22 protein-coding genes are annotated in these 16,867 nt (G+C 74.3%); 14 read left to right on the top strand and 8 right to left on the bottom strand.

Features of this window, described 5'->3' with window-relative positions; all coding sequences use genetic code 11:
* The first annotated feature begins 17 nt into the window (after positions 1-17).
* From tcmP to QSK52_RS34580, 3 genes are read left to right on the top strand one after another with little or no spacing between them, the layout of a single operon-like run.
* A complete protein-coding gene (gene tcmP, locus QSK52_RS34590; protein WP_285740211.1) occupies positions 18-344 on the top strand; it encodes a three-Cys-motif partner protein TcmP in 327 nt (108 codons plus the stop codon).
* The gene (locus tag QSK52_RS34585) at positions 341-1,003 is read left to right on the top strand and encodes a hypothetical protein (RefSeq protein ID WP_285740210.1); all 663 of its coding nucleotides are present in this window, start codon (positions 341-343) and stop codon (positions 1,001-1,003) included. The genes tcmP and QSK52_RS34585 overlap by 4 nt, the downstream gene beginning before the upstream one ends.
* Positions 1,003-1,395 carry a DNA-binding protein gene (locus QSK52_RS34580; protein ID WP_285740209.1) on the top strand — a complete coding sequence of 131 codons (393 nt, stop codon included), beginning with the start codon at positions 1,003-1,005 and terminating at the stop codon, positions 1,393-1,395. The genes QSK52_RS34585 and QSK52_RS34580 overlap by 1 nt, the downstream gene beginning before the upstream one ends.
* A 111-nt stretch (positions 1,396-1,506) precedes the next feature.
* On the opposite strand, the gene QSK52_RS34575 is transcribed toward QSK52_RS34580, so the two are convergent.
* Positions 1,507-1,659, bottom strand: coding sequence for a hypothetical protein (locus tag QSK52_RS34575; protein ID WP_198545076.1), 153 nt, complete (start codon positions 1,657-1,659; stop codon positions 1,507-1,509).
* 86 nt (positions 1,660-1,745) lie between these two features.
* On the opposite strand from QSK52_RS34575, the gene QSK52_RS39590 reads away from it, so the two are divergent.
* A complete protein-coding gene (locus QSK52_RS39590) occupies positions 1,746-1,982 on the top strand; it encodes a hypothetical protein (protein WP_352230348.1) in 237 nt (78 codons plus the stop codon).
* 329 nt (positions 1,983-2,311) lie between these two features.
* On the opposite strand, the gene QSK52_RS34565 is transcribed toward QSK52_RS39590, so the two are convergent.
* Both QSK52_RS34565 and QSK52_RS34560 read right to left on the bottom strand, forming a co-directional pair.
* Positions 2,312-3,316, bottom strand: coding sequence for an NADP-dependent oxidoreductase (locus QSK52_RS34565; protein ID WP_285740208.1), 1,005 nt, complete (start codon positions 3,314-3,316; stop codon positions 2,312-2,314).
* A 130-nt stretch (positions 3,317-3,446) separates the two neighbouring features.
* Positions 3,447-4,133, bottom strand: a complete 687-nt coding sequence (locus QSK52_RS34560; RefSeq protein WP_285740207.1) for an SDR family oxidoreductase — start codon at positions 4,131-4,133, stop codon at positions 3,447-3,449.
* A 109-nt stretch (positions 4,134-4,242) separates the two neighbouring features.
* Here QSK52_RS34560 and QSK52_RS34555 point away from each other — a divergent pair, with 109 nt between their 5' ends.
* On the top strand, positions 4,243-4,803 hold the full coding sequence (locus QSK52_RS34555) for a TetR/AcrR family transcriptional regulator (protein ID WP_285740206.1): 561 nt from the start codon (positions 4,243-4,245) through the stop codon (positions 4,801-4,803).
* Between the two features lie 322 nt (positions 4,804-5,125).
* Here the strand turns inward: QSK52_RS34555 and QSK52_RS34550 are convergent, their stop codons facing one another.
* A complete protein-coding gene (locus QSK52_RS34550) occupies positions 5,126-5,620 on the bottom strand; it encodes a hypothetical protein (protein ID WP_285740205.1) in 495 nt (164 codons plus the stop codon).
* A 149-nt stretch (positions 5,621-5,769) separates the two neighbouring features.
* On the opposite strand from QSK52_RS34550, the gene QSK52_RS34545 reads away from it, so the two are divergent.
* Together QSK52_RS34545 and QSK52_RS34540 are read left to right on the top strand one after the other, a co-directional pair.
* Positions 5,770-6,465 (top strand): TetR/AcrR family transcriptional regulator C-terminal domain-containing protein, encoded by a 696-nt coding sequence (locus tag QSK52_RS34545; protein ID WP_285740204.1) that lies wholly within the window; start codon positions 5,770-5,772, stop codon positions 6,463-6,465.
* A gap of 134 nt (positions 6,466-6,599) precedes the next feature.
* Complete coding sequence (locus QSK52_RS34540; protein ID WP_198545077.1) at positions 6,600-6,755, top strand: DUF6131 family protein; 156 nt, start codon at positions 6,600-6,602, stop codon at positions 6,753-6,755.
* Positions 6,756-6,954: 199 nt separating this feature from the next.
* Here the strand turns inward: QSK52_RS34540 and QSK52_RS34535 are convergent, their stop codons facing one another.
* Positions 6,955-7,536, bottom strand: a complete 582-nt coding sequence (locus QSK52_RS34535) for a DUF5994 family protein (protein WP_285740203.1) — start codon at positions 7,534-7,536, stop codon at positions 6,955-6,957.
* A gap of 87 nt (positions 7,537-7,623) precedes the next feature.
* Here QSK52_RS34535 and QSK52_RS39585 point away from each other — a divergent pair, with 87 nt between their 5' ends.
* Positions 7,624-8,409, top strand: a complete 786-nt coding sequence (locus QSK52_RS39585) for a DUF5994 family protein (protein ID WP_352230347.1) — start codon at positions 7,624-7,626, stop codon at positions 8,407-8,409.
* A 56-nt stretch (positions 8,410-8,465) separates the two neighbouring features.
* Here QSK52_RS39585 and QSK52_RS34525 read toward each other — a convergent pair whose 3' ends face one another.
* Positions 8,466-8,918, bottom strand: a complete 453-nt coding sequence (locus QSK52_RS34525; protein WP_285740202.1) for a CBS domain-containing protein — start codon at positions 8,916-8,918, stop codon at positions 8,466-8,468.
* A 184-nt stretch (positions 8,919-9,102) separates the two neighbouring features.
* On the opposite strand from QSK52_RS34525, the gene QSK52_RS34520 reads away from it, so the two are divergent.
* Complete coding sequence (locus QSK52_RS34520; RefSeq protein ID WP_157852544.1) at positions 9,103-9,651, top strand: DUF5994 family protein; 549 nt, start codon at positions 9,103-9,105, stop codon at positions 9,649-9,651.
* Positions 9,652-9,699: 48 nt separating this feature from the next.
* Here QSK52_RS34520 and QSK52_RS34515 read toward each other — a convergent pair whose 3' ends face one another.
* Complete coding sequence (locus QSK52_RS34515; RefSeq protein WP_285740201.1) at positions 9,700-10,914, bottom strand: PP2C family protein-serine/threonine phosphatase; 1,215 nt, start codon at positions 10,912-10,914, stop codon at positions 9,700-9,702.
* A gap of 85 nt (positions 10,915-10,999) precedes the next feature.
* A complete protein-coding gene (locus QSK52_RS34510) occupies positions 11,000-11,419 on the bottom strand; it encodes an ATP-binding protein (RefSeq protein WP_285740200.1) in 420 nt (139 codons plus the stop codon).
* A gap of 162 nt (positions 11,420-11,581) precedes the next feature.
* Here QSK52_RS34510 and QSK52_RS34505 point away from each other — a divergent pair, with 162 nt between their 5' ends.
* The 5 genes from QSK52_RS34505 (at position 11,582) to QSK52_RS34485 (ending at position 16,852) form a co-directional block, all read left to right on the top strand.
* A complete protein-coding gene (locus QSK52_RS34505; RefSeq protein WP_285740199.1) occupies positions 11,582-11,941 on the top strand; it encodes a helix-turn-helix transcriptional regulator in 360 nt (119 codons plus the stop codon).
* Positions 11,919-12,614, top strand: a complete 696-nt coding sequence (locus tag QSK52_RS34500; protein WP_285740198.1) for an STAS domain-containing protein — start codon at positions 11,919-11,921, stop codon at positions 12,612-12,614. The genes QSK52_RS34505 and QSK52_RS34500 overlap by 23 nt, the downstream gene beginning before the upstream one ends.
* Before the next feature lie 421 nt (positions 12,615-13,035).
* Positions 13,036-14,673, top strand: coding sequence for a DUF4331 domain-containing protein (locus QSK52_RS34495; protein WP_030463384.1), 1,638 nt, complete (start codon positions 13,036-13,038; stop codon positions 14,671-14,673).
* A gap of 194 nt (positions 14,674-14,867) precedes the next feature.
* Positions 14,868-15,494: a class F sortase gene (locus tag QSK52_RS34490; protein WP_285740197.1), complete on the top strand. Its 627-nt coding sequence runs from the start codon at positions 14,868-14,870 to the stop codon at positions 15,492-15,494.
* A 35-nt stretch (positions 15,495-15,529) separates the two neighbouring features.
* Complete coding sequence (locus QSK52_RS34485; protein WP_285740196.1) at positions 15,530-16,852, top strand: tetratricopeptide repeat protein; 1,323 nt, start codon at positions 15,530-15,532, stop codon at positions 16,850-16,852.
* Positions 16,853-16,867 lie beyond the last annotated feature (15 nt).

The raw sequence follows: 16,867 nt of genomic DNA, 5'->3' as shown, positions 1-16,867 counted from the left end.
GGCTTCGGGGCCCGGAGATGCCGTTCGACCTCCTGCGGCGGATCGCCGGTGCCCACCACAGCAACGAGGTGATGGTCACCTTCCAGCCCTCCTTCCTTGTCCGCTTCGCCGAGAAGAACGAGCACCACCGCACTGCTGGCGATGCCTTCTTCGGCGGCTCCGGCTGGCACGACGTCTTCCGGCAACCGTCCAGTGCCAAGGCCGCATACCTCCGCGACCAGTACCGCGCGACGCTCAAGAGCGCCGGATTTCAGCACACGTTGGCTTTCGAGATGATCGACGAAGCCGGCCACCTGCTCTACCTCATCTTTGGCACCCGACACGAGCGGGGGTCGAGAAGATGAAGGACGCCATGTGGGTGGTCGACAGAACCTCCGGCGTCCGCTACCGCGGCCCCAAGGACCCCAACCAGCAGGCCCTCGACCTCGAATTCGAACCCGACACCGGCCCGCTGCGCCGCATCCTCCTCGATCACCTCGCCTCCGCCCCTGCCGGCCGCACCGTGGACCAGCTCAAGACGTATGCCCTCCCGGAGACCGTCTACCGGCCCACGCAGGTCATCCCGCTGCTCAAGCGCATGCGCGACGACCAGGAGATCGACGCTTCACCAGGGCGGATCATCGGTGCCAGCGCCATCACAGCCGCCCGCCAAGAGGGCCTCTTCCGACCCGCACGGGCCCAGCAGCCGTCTCTCTGGCGGATGCGGGCGGCCCCCGGCCAATCGCCTGCCACCAGAGGTAGCATCGGGGGCATGAGCGGTAGCAAGAAGTATTCGATCAGCCTGCCCGAGAACCTCGCCGAGACCGTCCGCGCCCATGTCGGCCCCGGCGGGTTCTCCGCCTACGTCGCCGAGGCTCTCGAGCAGCGCGTCGCCATGGACAAGCTCCGTGAGATCGTCGCCGACTTCGAGACCGACAACGACGAGCTCACCCGCACCGAGATCGAAGCGGCCCGGGCCATGCTGCGCCACGACCACCACCAGGCCGGCGGGACCGCCGCCTGATGCCCGGCACCCTCCTCCTCGACAGCGAGGGCCTCTCCAAGCTCTACCTCAAGGACCGAACCGTCATGGCCCTGGTCCAGGCCGCCGCCGAAGAAGGCGTGCGCGTCGCCACCACCGCCATGACCACACTCGAAGCCGACTACGAGCGCATCCACCGCGCCCGGATCACGTGGGTCCTCTCCCGCATCGACGTCCACGACGTCACCGCCGACATCGCCGACAAGGCCACCGCCCTCCTGCGCACCCACCACCTGCACGGCCACAAGTACGCCATCGACGCCGTCCTCGCGGCCGTCGCCCGCAACGCCCCCGCCCCGGTCACCCTCCTCACCTCCGACCCCGAAGACCTGACACTCCTCTGCGGACCCACCATCGAGGTCGTCAAGGTCTGACCGCCCTTCCGGCACCGCGTTCAGACCTCGGTGTTCGGGCCCCGGTCCCCGCGAACCGCCACTCGACCTCCGAGACGGTCCGAAGTGCTTCGATCCCGTCGAGGAGACGGGTCAGCGGTTCACTGCCGAGCGAACCGCGAAGTAGACCACGTCGGCGATGAGCAGCAGGACGGCGATGGCGAGCAGGAGGAGCATGCCGTCGACGACGGCGCCGACGACGCCGAGCACGACTGCGACGACGAGGACCAGGAGGAAGAGGACCATCGCACGCCTCCTTGGCGGGGCGGGGTTGTTCAGCGGCGGGCGAGCTGCCGCTCACCCGCGGTGCCCGACCGGTAGGCCGGACGGTGGTGCCGGAAGACCGCTTCCTCGTCCTCGGCGGGCAGGGCGTCGCCGGCGCCGACGGAAGGGCAGTCCTTGACCGGCGGCTTCTCGTGGACGACCTCGACGTGTCCGGGTCCGACGCCGACGCCGTCCAGGGGGACGAGGACCGGGCGGTGGCGGGCGGGCCGATTGGGACGGCGGCCATCGCCGGTTCGTCCGTGCCGGTGTCCGCGTGGATCGCTTCCAGGGTGCCGACGTCGTGACCGTCCGCGTCCACGACGTCATGCGTGCGCCCCGCGCGGATGTCTGCCACCTCGATCACAGCGGCTCCCTGCAGCAGCCCGCCCCGTGGGGAGCGTCCGCAGGACGACCCGGATGGCCGGCCCGCCGAAAGGCCCTCCCCCTTCAGCGTGCCCCCGTCGGCGCCCGGACACCAGCACCCGCGGTCTCCGGCCGGCTCTTCCCGCACCCGCCAACCGCCGTTCGCGCCGACCGGGCCGCGGTCCGCGGCGACGTGGAAGCGTCGTCCCGACGGTTCCTGCGCCAGCCGGGAGCGGCCGGTCAGCCGGAGACGGGGACCGGCCGACGGGCCTCACTTCATCGCGATGACGACCTTTCCGGCCTTGGCGCGGCCCTCCTCGGCGTACTCCATGGCGTCGCGGGTCCGGTCGAAGGGGAAGACGCGGTCCACGACGGGGCGGATCTTCCCGGCGTCGACGAGCCGGGTGATCTCGCGCAGCTGGTCACCGTCGGCCTTCATGAAGAGGAAGGAGTAGGTGACGCCGTGCCGCTCGGCGCGGCGCCGGGTCGTGAAGCTCAGTGCGTTCATCGCCTGCCGCAGGAACGGGTTCGCGCCGATTTCGCGGGCGAAGTCCGCGTCGGGCGGCCCGGCGATGCTGATGGCCTTCCCGCCCGGTTCGAGGACCCGCAGCGACTTCTCCAGGGTCTGGCCGCCGAGGGTGTCCAGGACGACGTCGTAGCCGTCCAGCAGCTGTTCGAAGTCCTGGGTGCGGTAGTCGACGACCACGTCCGCGCCGAGTTCCCCGACCAGGTCGGCGTTGGCCGCGCTCGCGGTGGTGGCCACGTGGGCGCCCAGGTGCCTGGCCAGTTGGAGGGCGATGGTGCCCACTCCGCCGGAGCCGCCGTGGACCAGGACCTTCTGGCCGGGGCGGACCTGCGCCCTCTCGACCAGCGCCTGCCAGGCGGTGAGGGAGACCAGGGGGAGGGAGGCGGCCTGCGCCATGGTGAGGGCGGCGGGTTTGGGGGCCAGGTCGTCCTGGTGGACGGCGATGAGTTCGGCGAAGGTGCCGATGCGGTCCTTGTCGGGCCGGGCGTAGACCTCGTCGCCCACCGCGAAGCGGGTGACGGCGGAGCCGACCCGGACCACCACTCCGGCCAGGTCGTTGCCCAGGACGAGTGGAAGGCGGTACGGCAGGATCCTCTTGAAGGCGCCGTCGCGGATCTTGAAGTCCAGCGGGTTGACGCTCGCCGCGTGGATCTCGACCAGGACGTCCTCGGGGCCCGGCCGCGGATCGGGCCTCTCGGCGGCGCGCACCGCCGACCGGTCGCCGTACTTCTCGATCAGGTAGGTCTTCATCTCTCCGTCTTCCTGCCCCGCCCGCCTGCGGACGGGGTCCCCGCTCGTTTTCCGGCGCGCCCGGTACGGGCCGCTCTCCGCCGGTCACCGCTGGTTCACGGCGCCCCGCGCCGATTCGGCGCGGGGCCCCTCACGCCGCGTTCGGCGACGTGGCCAGGCCCTGCTTGACGTACCGGGTGGTCTCGTCGGCGAGGACCTCGGGCAGGCCGGCCGCCACGGCGGCCAGGGCCTGGGCGGCGACCTCGGCGGGGTCCGCCTTCTGGTCGGCGGGGACGTCGGCGGCCATGTCGGTGTCCATGTAGCCGACGTGCAGCGCCGTCACGGTGATGCCGCGGGGGGCCAGTTCCTCCCGGGCCGCGTTGGTCAGCGCCCAGGCCGCCGCCTTCGCCGCGGCGTAGGCGCCGAGGTCGGCGGGGTGCAGCCAGGACAGGACCGACAGGACGTTGAGCACGGCGCCGCCGCCGTTGGACTCGATGCCCGGGGCGAAGGCCCGGGTCACGGCGAGCGGGCCGAAGAAGTTCACCTCCATCTCCAGGCGCACCGCGTCCGGGCTGCCCGCGATCAGCGGCGTTCCGGTGGAGACGCCCGCGTTGTTGACCAGCAGCGTCGCGTCGGACGCGATGCGGGCCGCGGCCCGGACCGACTCCGGGTCCGTCACGTCCAGCCGCAGCGGGACGACGCCCGGCAGGTCGACCGTCTCGGGGCGGCGGGCCGCCGCGTACACCTTGGCCCCGTGCTCCACGAGCTGGGCGGCCAGGTGACGTCCGAGTCCCCGGTTGGCGCCGGTGACGACCGCGACCGCGTCCTTCAGTTCCATGAGCACTCCTGAGGTGGGGCGGCAGCTGGCCGCCGTGATAGATGTCGTCTGAAATCTAAACTGTAGCCTAGAATAGATTCCACTCGACATCCAAACGGGAGGGTGACCGATGGGCCGCGTATCGCAGGCACAGGCGCAGGAGAACCGCCGGCGGGTCGTGGAGACCGCCTCCCGGCTCTTCCGGGAACAGGGCACCCACGTCAGCGTCGCCGACCTCATGAAGGCCTCCGGCCTCACCCACGGCGGCTTCTACAAGCAGTTCGCCTCCAAGGAGGCCCTCGTCGACGAAGCCACCGCCCACGCCTTCGCCGCACTCGCCCGCCACCACGAGGCCGGGCTCGACCAGTACGCCGGACAGCGCGACGCCGCCCAGCGGGCACTGATCGACGCCTACCTCTCCACCGAGCACCGCGACGGCGCCGCCGACGGGTGCCCCGCCGCCGCGCTCGCCGGCGACATGGCCCGCGACGACGCGGACGGCGAGGCGCGCCGCGTCTACACCCGGGGGGTGGGCGACTTCGCCGACCGGCTCGCCACCGACGACCAGGACGGCATCACCCGGCTCTGCACCATGCTCGGCGCACTCGTCCTGTCCCGCGCCACCAAGGGCTCCCCGCTCTCCGAGAAGATCCTCACCACCGCACGCGAGGCGCTGACGGCCACCGACTGACCGGAAACGCGGCACAGGGCGGCCCCTCCCGGGAAGGGCACGTGCCGCCGGCCGGCCGCCGTCGGCCCCTCACGTGCAGCCCCGCCCCTTCACTCGGCCCGCCCGGCGACCCCGACCGCCTGCGGGCGGGGGCAGGCGGAGAGCACGGCGCGCGGCAGAAGGACCGGACGCCGGGATCGGACAGCGCACCCGCGTCGTGCCGCACGCGGCCCGGAGCCGCTCCGGCGCCCGCATCGCCCGGGCGGCCGGGCCGCTCCCGGAACACCGTCCGCAGGCGGCGCGGCAGCTGCGCCCGTGCCGTCCGCACGGCCGTCGGGAGCGGTCACAGCAGCCGCGACCCGCGGTTTCCGTCGTCGGCCGCGGGTCCGGGGTCCTGCGGCATCGGGCCGGTCCGGGTGCCCGCGGTCTGCTCCCGGGCGTGGCCGGGAGTCCTGTCCGGGGTCTCGCGCCGCCGGGCGAAGTCGTCGCGGTACCCGTCGGCCGCCGCCGCGCCGGTGCGGGCGTCGTCGCGCCGTCCGGCGGGGGCGCGGTCGTGGGCGCGGGCGTCCGCCGCCTCGTGGTGAGAGTGCCGCCGTCCGCGCCGGGCGGCCGCGCGGCGGCGGCGGAGGCCGGCCAGAAGGAGGGCGAGGCCGAGTACGGCGACGGCTCCGACCACGATGCCCCAGAGGAAGAGCATCCCGGTGGAGCCGGTCATGTGGTGGCCGAACACCGAGAAGGCGCCGTTGAGTTCGTGCGCGCTGCCGGTGTTGCCGAGGATCCCCGCCACCGCGACGGCGGCCGCGGCGACCAGGAGGAGGAGTCCGAGAAGGACGATCATGACGTGCTCCCAACGGGTCTACGTCGTATGCCTACAGTCAACGCCGGGACTACACTGGTGTCTACACCGTATGACTACGAACTTTGCGTCACCGGTGCTCACGCCCGGCACGATCCGGCACTACTCCGGCACGACGAGGAGGCTCCGACATGGCAGTCACCCCGACCCGCGCGTCCGACCGGGACGCCGGAGCGCCCTTCGCGGAGCGGCTCGACCTGGAGCGCATGCTGGCCTGCGCGCTGGAGATCGTCGACCGCGACGGCGTCGAGAAGCTGTCGATGCGGCGCCTGGCCCGCGCCCTGGGCCACGACCCGATGAGCCTGTACCGCCACGCCCCCAACAAGGCGGCCCTCCTCGACGGCGTCGCCGACACGCTCCTGCGCCGGCTGAGCGTCGATCCCGGCGACCCCGACTGGGCCGGCCAGCTGCGCGCCTTCGCCCGCAGCTACCGGCAACTGGCGCTCGACCACCCCAACGCCGTCCCCCTCCTGGTGACCCGCCCCCTGGCCACCCCCCTCGCCCTGCGCCCCGCCGGCACCCTGCGCCCCCTCGAGGACGTCCTGGCCCTCCTGACCGGGGCGGGCTTCACGGGCGCCGCCGCCCTGCACGCCTACCGCTCGCTGACCGGGCTCCTGCACGGCCACGTCCTGAACGAACTGCAGGAACTCGTCGACAACCCCGACGAGACCGACGACCTGCTCCGCCTGGGCCTGTACCGCCTCCCGCTCCGCGAGTTCCCCCTCCTGCGCGGCCTCGCGGCCGAACTCGCCTCCTACGACGGGGCCGCCGAACTCGAACGCGGCCTCGACATCCTCCTCTCCGGCCTCACCCCCGGAGGACCCTGACCCGCCGCGAGGACCGGCCCCGGCCCGCGCGCCGACCGCCGGCCGCCACGACGGGCGCACCACCGAAAGGAGCAGCACCGACTCCGCACCGCGGAGCACCGCACCACCCGGGGGGAACAGGAACGAAGGTCACCATGATCATCCTCGGAGTCATCCTCCTCGCCATCGGCTTCCTGGCCGGCATCCCGGTCCTGTGGACCATCGGCATCATCCTCGCCGTCGTCGGCCTCGGCCTGGTGGTCGCGGGCGCGCTCGGCCACGAGGTCGCCGGACGCCGCCACTACTGGTGACGCGCGGCACCACTCCCGCACCGACGGGGTGCCCGGCCCACCGGGGCCGGGCACCCCGTCTCCACTCGAACGCCCCGCCCCCGCGCCGCGCGGACACGCCCGCCGCTCCGGCCTCCCGGAGGAGACCGGAGCGGTTCGGCGGCCCCGGACCGGAACCGGACCGACCCGCCGCGCCCGCGGCGCGGCTCCCGTCGGCCGTCTACGCCGACGCCGACGCGGGCCAGGAGGCGGCCCGGCTCCGGGCGGTGTCCGCCCGCCGGTCGGCCGCGCCGGTGCCGCGGGGAGGTGCGACGGACGACGGCAGGAACCCGGAACCGGGCTCGGGGCGCGCCCCGCCGCCGCCCGCGGCGAGCAGTTCGCTCGCGGTCCGGGTGTTCGCCGGGTCGGCGGCCTCGGCCATCAGCCGGGCGGCGTCGGCGCTGTCCGTCCCCGGCGGGACGACCAGCAGGTCCAGTCGGCGCGGGGCGTACGAGCACACCATGATCATGTGCTCGTCCTGCTCGGTGGTGTACCAGCCCACGTGGACGGTGTGCCCGGTGACCGGGACGCGCCGGGGGACGACGGGCCACTGCGCGGGGTTGACGGTGATCCGGGTGACCCGGCCCCACCGCGCGTCGAGTTCGGCGGCCAGGGAGGGGAGTTCGAGGAGGAGGTCGCGCGAGCGGGGCCACCAGGCTCCGTCCAGGCGGCCGGGCCGGACACCGCCGGGGGCCAGGGAGAGCCGCGGGACGGATTCCAGGGCGGCGGGTGCCGCCGCGGCACGATCGAATGTCGTGGTCATGACTGAGGACCTGTCTCCGGGACCGGCCCGAGGGCTCGGACCCGGCATCGCCGTTCGCCGGAGACGACGCCAGTATCCGGTGCCGGCATGCGAAGTGCCTTCGGTGATGTCCAGCCTACTCTCCGCCCTCCCCCGACCCGCCCTCCTCCTCCCGGCCGGGGGACGTATTGCCGGGGCGGGGCCCGGAGTAGGCTGGTCGGCACCGAGGGCACTCCGTGGACCGGCACCGGACACCGGCCCCGTCTCCGGCGAACGACTGATCCCGGATCCGGTGCAGCCGGGCCCGGAGGCGGGTCTCCGACCATGAAGGCGATCCCCGATCGCGCCGCACCCACCGTTCCCGGCCGCCCCCTGCGGCTCCTGCTCGCCCCCGACCGGCGGAAGCCGGGCCGGCTGGACGGTGCCTGGTGGCCCCGGTCGAACGATCTCCTGCGCGAACTTCCATCGCTGGCAGCCGCCTTGGACGCGCGGTGGGGGCGGGTCACCCGGATCACCGTGAATCCCGCACAGTGGCCGGTGGTCCCGCACCGGATCCCGGTGGCCGGCCACGTCGTCCACGCGGGCTGGTACACCACCGAGCAGGACAAGCACATGGTCATGCTCTGCTCGTACGGTCGGCGGCTGGACCTGCTGGTCGTCCCCCCGCAGACGGACCCGGTCGACGCCGACCGGTTCATGGCAGAGGCGTCCGACCCGTGCAACACCCGGACCGCGAGCGACGTGCTCGCACGGGAACCGGTCCGCCGGGAGGGGCCGCGGCCGCGCCCCGGCGGGTCGGTGGCGGCGACCGCACGCTTCGATCGGACTCGCGGGGCTGGTCGGCGGGCGGTTCCGCGACGGCAGCGCGCCGCCTACTGGACGGCGCAACGGTAGCCGGACGGTGCGTCAGCTCCGCCGCGCCGGGAGGGGATCGGGCCGCAACGCCGGGCTCACCCCTCCGCCCCTCCGCCCGGCGCGGCGAGCAGGAACGCGGCCCGGTCCGCGGTGAGGACGCCGAGGGGATAGCCGTCCTCGTCGACCACGGGCCAGACGGTCAGGCGCCTGACCCGCATGGCCACGGCGGCGAGGGCCAGCCCCAGGGTCGGCCAGGCGAACGGGCCGCGCTGGTGGGCGGTGGCGCCGACCGTGCTCCGACCGGTGTGCTCGGTGTGCCGGGGACGGGCCGGGGCGGAGCGCAGCCCGGTCCGGGTGACGACGCCCTCGCAGCGGCCGTCGTGGTCGCGGACCAGCAGGTACTCGGCGCCGGAGCCGCGCAGGACGTCGTTCGCGCGGTCGACGGTGCTGTCGTCGGCGATCTGGTGCGTCCACGGCTCCATCGCGTCGGCGACAGTGAGGCCGCGGCGGTGCCGCAGCGGGAGGCCGGGGCGTTCGGTGGCGGTCACGGGGCTCACCGCTTCCTCTCCGGCGGCCCGCGCGCGTGCGGCTGCCGGGCTTTCGTTCACCCAGAACGAGGCCGGAACGGTTACCGGGATACGGGATGCCCTGGATGCCTTCGAGGCTACTCCCGTCCGGAGCGGGAGTCGCGGGGCGCCGACCGGGGCCCGGCCGGACGGGGCGCGGAGTAGCGTGGGGAGTACAGCCGAGGACATCCCGCACACCGGCACCCGCGCCGACGTCGCCCTGGGTCATGAGTGGTCCCGCAACGGACCGGACGGGCGGCCAGCCGTGATGCCGATCCCCCTTCCCATCCCTTCCTCCCCCGGCCCGTGGTCGGTGCCCGGCTCTCCCCTGCTGCCGCGCCTCACCCTGGAGCCGACCCTGTCCCGGGAGGGTGTCTTCGACGGCGCCTGGTGGCCCCGCAGCACCCACCTCCTCGCCGAACTCCCGGACCTGGTGACCGCGTTGGGCGCCCACCTGGGCCGGATCGTCCGGGTCGGCCTGGACACCTTGGCCTGGGACGGCGTGCCGCGGTCCGTCGTGGTCGGCGGCGTGATGGTCAGGATCAACTGGTTCGACGGCAGCGACGCCACGATCAGCGTCACCCGGGGCTTCCAGGACCACTTCCTGCTCCTGGTGGTGCCTCCGGACACCCCGCCCGCCACCGCCGCGGCCGCGATGACCGGGGCCTCGGCGACGGGCAACCACACACCGGCGGCCGAACTCCTGCTCGGCTGAGGCGGGTTGCCGCCGGACCGGCGGCGCCGGGAGAAGCGGTCGGGCCGCTCAGCGCCACTCGATCAGGAACAGCGTGGCGTCGTCGCTGGTGCGCCCGCCCCGGCGGGCCTTCAGCGCGTGCGAGAGGGCGCGCACCGTGGCCCGCACGCCGGAGCCGGTGCGCTCGATGCGGTCGACCCAGTCGATCAGCTGCTCCTCGCCGAACTGCTCGCCGCCCGCGCCCCGTTCCTCGACCAGCCCGTCGGTGAAGCACAGCACCCGGTCCCCGTGCCGGAGCTCCCGCTCGCTGACCACCGGCTGCTCGCCGCCGAACCCGACCGGCAGCGTGGTGGCGCTCTCCAGCCGTCCGACGACCGCGCCGCCGCGGATCAGCAGCGGTTTCGGGTGGCCGGCGTTGACCCACTGGAGGTGGCCGGTGGCGGTGTCGAGCCGCATCATCTGCGCCGTGACGAAGTGGTCGGGGCCGAACTGCTCGGCGACGGCCCGGTCCATGCAGGCGTAGATCCCGGCGAGTCCGACGCCCGCGCGGCGGGCGTGCCGGTACGCGCCGACGGCCACCGTCGCCATGGTGGCCGCGTCCAGGCCGTGGCCCATCGCGTCCAGGGTGGCGACGTGCAGCACGTCGTCGTCGAGCGCGTAGTCGAAGCTGTCGCCGGCCACCTGGTAGGCGGGCTCCAGGATGCCCGCCACCGCGACCCGGGGCACGGACATCGACAGCGGCGGCAGCAGCGACCACTGGATCTCGGCGGCCACGCTCATCGGCTCCAGCCGCCGGGCCCGGAAGACCAGGTCGGTGTAGCCGCTCCTGGTGATCAGCAGGTCCGCCACCAGGGCCGACAGCCGCCGCAGCGGCAGCCGGTCGCCGTCGCCGACCGCGTCCAGGGTGAAGGCCAGCACCCCCGCCTCGTCCCCGCCGTCCAGCAGCGGCAGGTACACCCGCGCCCCGTCGTCCTGCGGCACCTCCACCGCGGTGCCCCGCAGGAACGCCTCACCGGCCGCAGAACCGACGATCGGCAGCGGCGGGCCCCCGGCCAGACCGCCGCCGGACAGCGGGACCAGCACCGACTGGCCGTAGTCCTGCAGCAGCAGCGCCGGCTCCCGGCCGCCCAGCCCGGCCACCGCCTCGGCGACCAGCGGGGCGATCAGCGCCGGCGCGAGCTCCCGGGCCCGGTCGAGCAGCACCTCCAGCAGGTGCTCCCCGGACCCCGCGGGCCGCTCCGCTCCCCCGCCGCGCCGCCGTCCGCCGCCGCCGCTCACCGCCATGCCTGCCTCCTGAACCGCCCCGGCCCCCGCGTCCGCCGTCCCTTCCATTACGCCCGAGACCGGCCGGGCCCGCCCCCGGCCACGGCTACCCGGTCGCCAGCTCCGCCCACACGGACTTCCCACCCTGCCCCGCCACCGCCCCCCATCGCGTGGTGAGCCGGTCGAGGACGACGGTGCCGAAGCCGTGGGGCGCCCCCGGCCCGGTGGGGCGGCGCCGGGGCAGGACGCGGTTGCGGTCGCCGACCGTGACGCGGACGGCACCGGGACGGCGTTCGAGTTCGAGGTAGCGCGGTCCGCCGCCGTGGTCGCAGGCGTTGGACAGCAACTCGCCGACCACGAGGAGGGTGTCGTCTGCCAGGTGGGGCCGATCGGGCGGCGGCTCCCACAGGTGCCACGCGGCCAGGGCCCGGCGGGTGAAGTCCAGGGCGGGCCCGACCGGTGCCTCGGTGCGGGCGGGGAACGACAGGCGACGGCGCGGCGGTTCCGGGTCCGAATCGTTTCGCATGGGTCGCCCCGCGGACGGATCGTGTGGTGCCCCGCGGATACCCGGGCCGCCGTCCACCACACCTCGGGGAAGGGCCCGTGACCGCGGCCGCCGGGCGCTGCCAGGCCCCTGCCCCGGGGAAACCGGACCGGGGAAACCGGAATCCGGGTTCATACTTGTGGTGTGGCGGACGCACCCGGACCGCGCACGGGCTGGACGTTCCTGACCCAGCACGCGCGGGTCCTGCTGATGGTCTCGCGCGACCCGCAGGTCCGGGTCCGCGACGTGGCGAGGGCGTGCGAGGTGACCGAGCGGGCGGTGCAGGGCATCCTCACCGACCTGGAGGACACCGGCTACCTCACCCGCACCCGCAATGGGCGCCGCAACCACTACCGGGTGGCCCGGCACACCTTCTTCCGCCACCCGGCGGAGTCCCGCCACGAGATCGCCGGACTGCTCGCCCTGTTCGCCGACCTCGACTCCGCGACCGGTACCGACGGCCCCCTTCCCGGTGGTGACCATGAACACCGCGAACACCCCTGAGCCGATCGACGCGCCGGCCCCCGCCGCCGACAGCTCCACCCGGCAGGCGCTCACCACCGCCGCGCACGCCGAGCCGGCCGAACCGCGCGACCTGAGCGCCACCACGCCGGACCGCTTGACCCGCGGCGGCCGCCACGGCGCCCCCACCGCGGCCGGTGCGGCGCAACCCGCCGCCGCGGCAGCGGCGACCGCCCGGCCCCGGCCGACACCCGGTTCGGCCGACCGCCCGACCGCCAGCCCAGCCCCCTGCCGCGCGGACCCGAACGGAGGCCGCCCCGTGCCCGCCCACCCCCGCACCCGCAGCCACCGCCACGAGCCCGGCCTGCGGATCACCATGACCGACCTGCCCGGCGCGACGGTGGTGCTCCGCCCCGCCGGGGACCTCGACCACGACCGGGTGCCCGAACTGGAGCACGCTCTGGCCCGCGCGCTCGCCCGCCGCCCGCGACGCCTGGTGGTCGACCTGTCCGCCGTGCGGTTCTGCGACACCGCCACCCTCCACCTGCTGTTCGAGGCCCACCGCGCCGCCCGCCGCACCCACGCCGCCCTGCTGCTCGCTCAGCCCTCCGCGCCGGCCCGCAGGGTGCTGGAGATCACCGAGATGGACACCGTCCTGCCCACCCGCCCCACCCTCCGCGACGCCCTGACCCGCACCCCCGGGACGGACACCTGAAGAACCCCCCGCCCGCCGGTCGGTACCGGACAGGACACCCGGTACCGACCAGCGGCCCCGGCGCGGGCTGTCTGCTCAACCAGATCCGGCACCGCCCCGCGCATGTCCACATGCCGCCCCGGCAAACCCCGACCGCCCCGGCCGGGGGCGGCGCCGCTTCCACGGGCCGACGCCTGTTCCGGACGTCGGACGGACTGTTCCCACTGGACCGCACGGGTGGAGTCGCCTTCCCCGTGGGCGTAGCCGAGGGGGCGGGTGGGCGGGAGCTGTGTTCGTCTTATCTCGGGCTTACACCTGTGAGTAGTTGATGCGTGATCAGGTCCGCCCCCGTGCCGTCGACCACCGGAACCGGCGGCTTGGCGCGCTGTGCCCGATCGGGCCGCGCGGTGTGATCCGGCTCCTCTCTCACGAAAGACAGGCCATGCAGCGTCCGCCGTCCCTGAAGCTGTCGTCCCTCGCCCGCCGTTCCGAGAAGCCCATGGCGGGCCTCGGGGTGCTGGCCCTCGCCGCCGCCGGCGCCCTCGCCGGCCTCGCCCCCGGCGTGGGCCACGCCTCCAGCCACCGGGAGGCCCCGCTGATCGCGGGCGACCCGCGGGCCGACAACACGGACGTGTACGCGTTCGTCAGCCCGGACAAGCCCGACACCGTCACCCTGGTGGCGAACTGGATCCCGTTCGAGGAGCCCAACGGCGGCCCGAACTTCTACCCGTTCGCCGACGACGCCCGCTACAACATCAAGATCGACAGTGACGGCGACGGCAAGCCCGACACCACCTACACCTGGACCTTCGCCAACCACTACCGCGACGACGCCAACCAGTTCCTCTACAACACCGGCGTGGTGAAGTCCCTGGACGACCCGACGCTGAACTTCCGCCAGACCTACACCCTCACGGTCACCGGCCCGGACGGGAAGTGCAAGGTCCTGCTCAAGGACGCGCCCGTCGCGCCGTCGAACGTCGGCAAGGCGTCGATGCCCGACTACGGCTCGCTGCGCAAGCAGGCCGTCACCGAACTCCCCGAGGGCGGGCAGAGCTTCGCCGGACAGGCCGACGACCCGTTCTTCCTCGACCTGCGGGTCTTCGACCTGCTCTACGGCGGGAACCTCAAGGAGTCCGGCCACGACACCCTGACCGGCTACAACGTCAACACCATCGCCCTCCAGGTGCCGAAGACGGCCCTGGCCCTGAAGGGCGACGCGGAGCGCAACCCGGTCATCGGCGTGTGGTCGACCACCGACCGCAAGGGCGCCGTCGTCACCGACAAGGGTGGCGAGGGCAAGCCCGGCGGCGACAAGGGCGGCGAGGGCAAGGCCGAGGGCGACTGGCGGCAGGTCTCCCGGCTCGGCAACCCGCTCGTCAACGAGGTCGTCGTCCCGATCAAGTACAAGGACGCCTTCAACGCCCTGACCCCGGACAAGGACCACACCGTCACCCCCGTGGTCGACAAGGTCAAAGACCCGATCGTGCCCAAGCTCGTCCAGAGCATCTACGGCATCCCCGCCCCGGCAGCGCCGCGCAACGACCTCGTCGAGATCTTCCTGACCGGCGTCTGCAAGGCGTGCGGCCCCGTGCAGGCGGACCTGAACTCGCAGCTGCTCAACAAGGACGTCAAGAAGGACGCCTTCGTGCCCTCCGAGGAGCTGCGCCTGAACATGGGTGTCGCCCCTGCGGCGGCGCCGAACCGGCTCGGCGTGCTCGCGGGCGACCTCGCGGGCTTCCCGAACGGCCGTCGCCTGGCCGACGACGTCGTCGACATCACCCTGCAGGCCGCCGAGGGCGCCGCCCAGACCGGCACCCTCGTTCCGGCCCTGGCCGCCGGTGACGGCGTGAACGCCAACGACCACGCCTTCGGCCACCACTTCCCCTACGTGGCACTGCCCAACACCGCCGCCGTCAACCAGGCCGTCTCCGACAACCCCGGCGGCTCCGTCGAGGCGGGCTTCGGCGGCCTCGCCCTCGGTGGCTTCCCGATCGCCGGCGCGGCCGCGATGGCCGGAGGCACGCTGCTGTCGGCCGCGGGCGTCATGGCGCTGCGCCGCCGCTCCGCCCGCTCGTGAAACTGCCCGAACGGGCCGGCCGGCCGCTCCCCGCGAGCGGCCGGCCGGCCCTCGTGCGCGCCCGGCTCGTAGCCGCCCTGGTGGTGTCCTTCGCCCGGGCGAAGGACACCACCGCCCGGACAGGTGCCGGCGCGGCGCGTGCGGGTGCTGCGCTGCGGACGGCCGGGCCCCGTCGCCTGGTGGGAGCGGGTGCCGTGGCGGCGGGGCTCGCGCTGGCCGGGCTCGGCGCGGCGGCCGTCACCGACCGACCGGCCGCGCCCGCCCCCACGCGGGTCGCCGACGTCGGCGAGCTGCCCGCCACCGTCCACGGTGCGGCACCGACCGCGCCGGAGGGCGGCTCCGACCGCGCGCCGGTCGCCCCGCCCGCCCGGCTCCGCATCCCCCGCATCGGTGTCGACACCGCCCTAGGCGACCTCCAGGTGCAGGACGACGGCCACCTCGCCGCCCCTGCGGACCCGGACGTGGCGGGCTGGTGGAGCCAGGGACCCGCCCCGGGCGGCCCCGGCACCGCCGTCATCGTCGGCCACGTCGACTCCCGCACCGGCCCCGCGGTCTTCGCGGGCCTGTCCGTCCTGCGCCCCGGCGACACCATCGAGGTGCAAGCGGTGGACGGAACGACCTCCTCCTTCACCGTCCAGGCCCTGCGCAGCTACGACAAGCAGGACTTCCCCGCCGAACAGGTCTTCGGGAACACCGCCGGACCGAGCCTGCGCCTGATCACCTGCGGCGGCAGCTACGACCGCGCACAGCACGCCTACGACGCCAATCTGGTGGTGTTCGCCGCGCCACCGGCCCGTGGCAACGACACCCCGACCGCATAGATTCCGTCCCGCCCACGACCGCCTGGAGTACCGCAGTGAACCGACGCCGCCGCCTGCTTCCCGCCGCCGTCGCCACCGCCCTCGGCGTGGGCCTGTTCCTCGCCGGGGGCCTCGGCCTCACCCCACAGGGCGGCGAAGCCCCCGCCGGGCAGGAGCGGAGCATCGGGCAGGACAGTGCGGACACCGGCCTGGCCGCGGACATCCGCGGCCTGCAGGACCACCTGAAGCAGACCCCGGGCGACGCCCTCGCGATGGCCTCCCTGGGCCTGGCCTACGTCCAGCAGGCCAGGATCACCGCCGATCCGTCGTACTACCCGAAGGCGGAGGAGGTCCTGACCCGCTCCCTGGCCGCCGACCCCGCCGAGAACTTCACCGCGATGGCCGCGATGGCCGCCCTCACCGCAGCCCGCCACGACTTCACCGCAGCCCTCGACTGGTCGCAGAAGGCCGTCGCGATCAACCCCGACAACTCCACCCTCCACGGCACCCTGGCCGACGCCTACACCCAACTCGGCCGCTACCCCGAGGCGTTCGACGCCGTCCAGCGCATGGTCGACCTCAAACCGGGCACCCCCTCACTGGCCCGCGCCTCCTACACCTGGGAGCTGCGCGGAGACACCGCCGCCGCCACCGCCACCATGCAGCGCGCCCTGGACGACGCCAACACCGCCGCCGACCGCGCCTTCGCCCTCTACCACCTCAGCCTGCTCGCCCTGGGCGCCGGGGACGCGAAGACCGCGCTCGCCCGGGCCGAAGCGGGCCTGCGCACCGCACCCGGCACCGCCTCGCTGCTGGAGGCCAAGGGCCGCGCCGAGGCCGCACTCGGCAACACCGACGAGGCCGTCGCCGACCTCCGCCGCGCCACCGCCCAGGTGCCGCAGCCCGAGTACGTCCTCGAACTCGGCGAGCTGCTCCAGTCGCTGGGCCGCACCGAGGAGGCCGAGCAGCAGTACCGGGTGCTGCGCGGCGAGTGGAAGCTGTTCACCGACAACGGCGTCGCCCTCGACGCGGACGCCGCTCTCTTCGAGGCCGACCACGGCGATCCGAACACCGCCGTCGCCATCGCCGAACAGGGCCTGCGCACCCGCCCGTTCCTGGACACCCACGACGCCTACGCCTGGGCCCTGCACACGGCCGGCCGCGACGCGGACGCCCTGTCGGAGTCCGACCAGGCGCTCGCGCTGGGCACCCGCAACGCCCTCTTCCACTACCACCGCGGCGTGATCCTGCGCGCACTCGGTCGCGACGACGAGGCCCGCACCGAACTCGGAACGGCCCTGGCGACCGACCCCGACTTCCACCCGCTGCACGCCCCCGCCGCACGAGCAGCCCTGGCCGAACTCTCCACCGGGCACTGAACCGCGGCGGACGGG

This window comes from Kitasatospora phosalacinea (genome assembly GCF_030268885.1).
GTDB lineage: Bacteria > Actinomycetota > Actinomycetes > Streptomycetales > Streptomycetaceae > Kitasatospora > Kitasatospora phosalacinea_C.
This window is presented reverse-complemented; position numbering and strand designations above follow the sequence as displayed.

Bases quoted from the DNA above. Each gene is read 5' to 3' on its own strand.
- tcmP (WP_285740211.1), top strand. From the start codon at position 18: ATGCCGTTCGACCTCCTGCGGCGGATCGCCGGTGCCCACCACAGCAAC.
- QSK52_RS34500 (WP_285740198.1), top strand. From the start codon at position 11,919: ATGAACACCGCGAACACCCCTGAGCCGATCGACGCGCCGGCCCCCGCC.
- QSK52_RS34495 (WP_030463384.1), top strand. From the start codon at position 13,036: ATGCAGCGTCCGCCGTCCCTGAAGCTGTCGTCCCTCGCCCGCCGTTCC.
- QSK52_RS34540 (WP_198545077.1), top strand. From the start codon at position 6,600: ATGATCATCCTCGGAGTCATCCTCCTCGCCATCGGCTTCCTGGCCGGC.
- QSK52_RS34575 (WP_198545076.1), bottom strand. From the start codon at position 1,659: ATGGTCCTCTTCCTCCTGGTCCTCGTCGTCGCAGTCGTGCTCGGCGTC.
- QSK52_RS34580 (WP_285740209.1), top strand. From the start codon at position 1,003: ATGCCCGGCACCCTCCTCCTCGACAGCGAGGGCCTCTCCAAGCTCTAC.
- QSK52_RS39585 (WP_352230347.1), top strand. From the start codon at position 7,624: ATGCGAAGTGCCTTCGGTGATGTCCAGCCTACTCTCCGCCCTCCCCCG.
- QSK52_RS34555 (WP_285740206.1), top strand. From the start codon at position 4,243: ATGGGCCGCGTATCGCAGGCACAGGCGCAGGAGAACCGCCGGCGGGTC.
- QSK52_RS34550 (WP_285740205.1), bottom strand. From the start codon at position 5,620: ATGATCGTCCTTCTCGGACTCCTCCTCCTGGTCGCCGCGGCCGCCGTC.
- QSK52_RS34515 (WP_285740201.1), bottom strand. From the start codon at position 10,914: ATGGCGGTGAGCGGCGGCGGCGGACGGCGGCGCGGCGGGGGAGCGGAG.
- QSK52_RS34565 (WP_285740208.1), bottom strand. From the start codon at position 3,316: ATGAAGACCTACCTGATCGAGAAGTACGGCGACCGGTCGGCGGTGCGC.
- QSK52_RS34545 (WP_285740204.1), top strand. From the start codon at position 5,770: ATGGCAGTCACCCCGACCCGCGCGTCCGACCGGGACGCCGGAGCGCCC.
- QSK52_RS34560 (WP_285740207.1), bottom strand. From the start codon at position 4,133: ATGGAACTGAAGGACGCGGTCGCGGTCGTCACCGGCGCCAACCGGGGA.
- QSK52_RS34510 (WP_285740200.1), bottom strand. From the start codon at position 11,419: ATGCGAAACGATTCGGACCCGGAACCGCCGCGCCGTCGCCTGTCGTTC.
- QSK52_RS34585 (WP_285740210.1), top strand. From the start codon at position 341: ATGAAGGACGCCATGTGGGTGGTCGACAGAACCTCCGGCGTCCGCTAC.
- QSK52_RS34535 (WP_285740203.1), bottom strand. From the start codon at position 7,536: ATGACCACGACATTCGATCGTGCCGCGGCGGCACCCGCCGCCCTGGAA.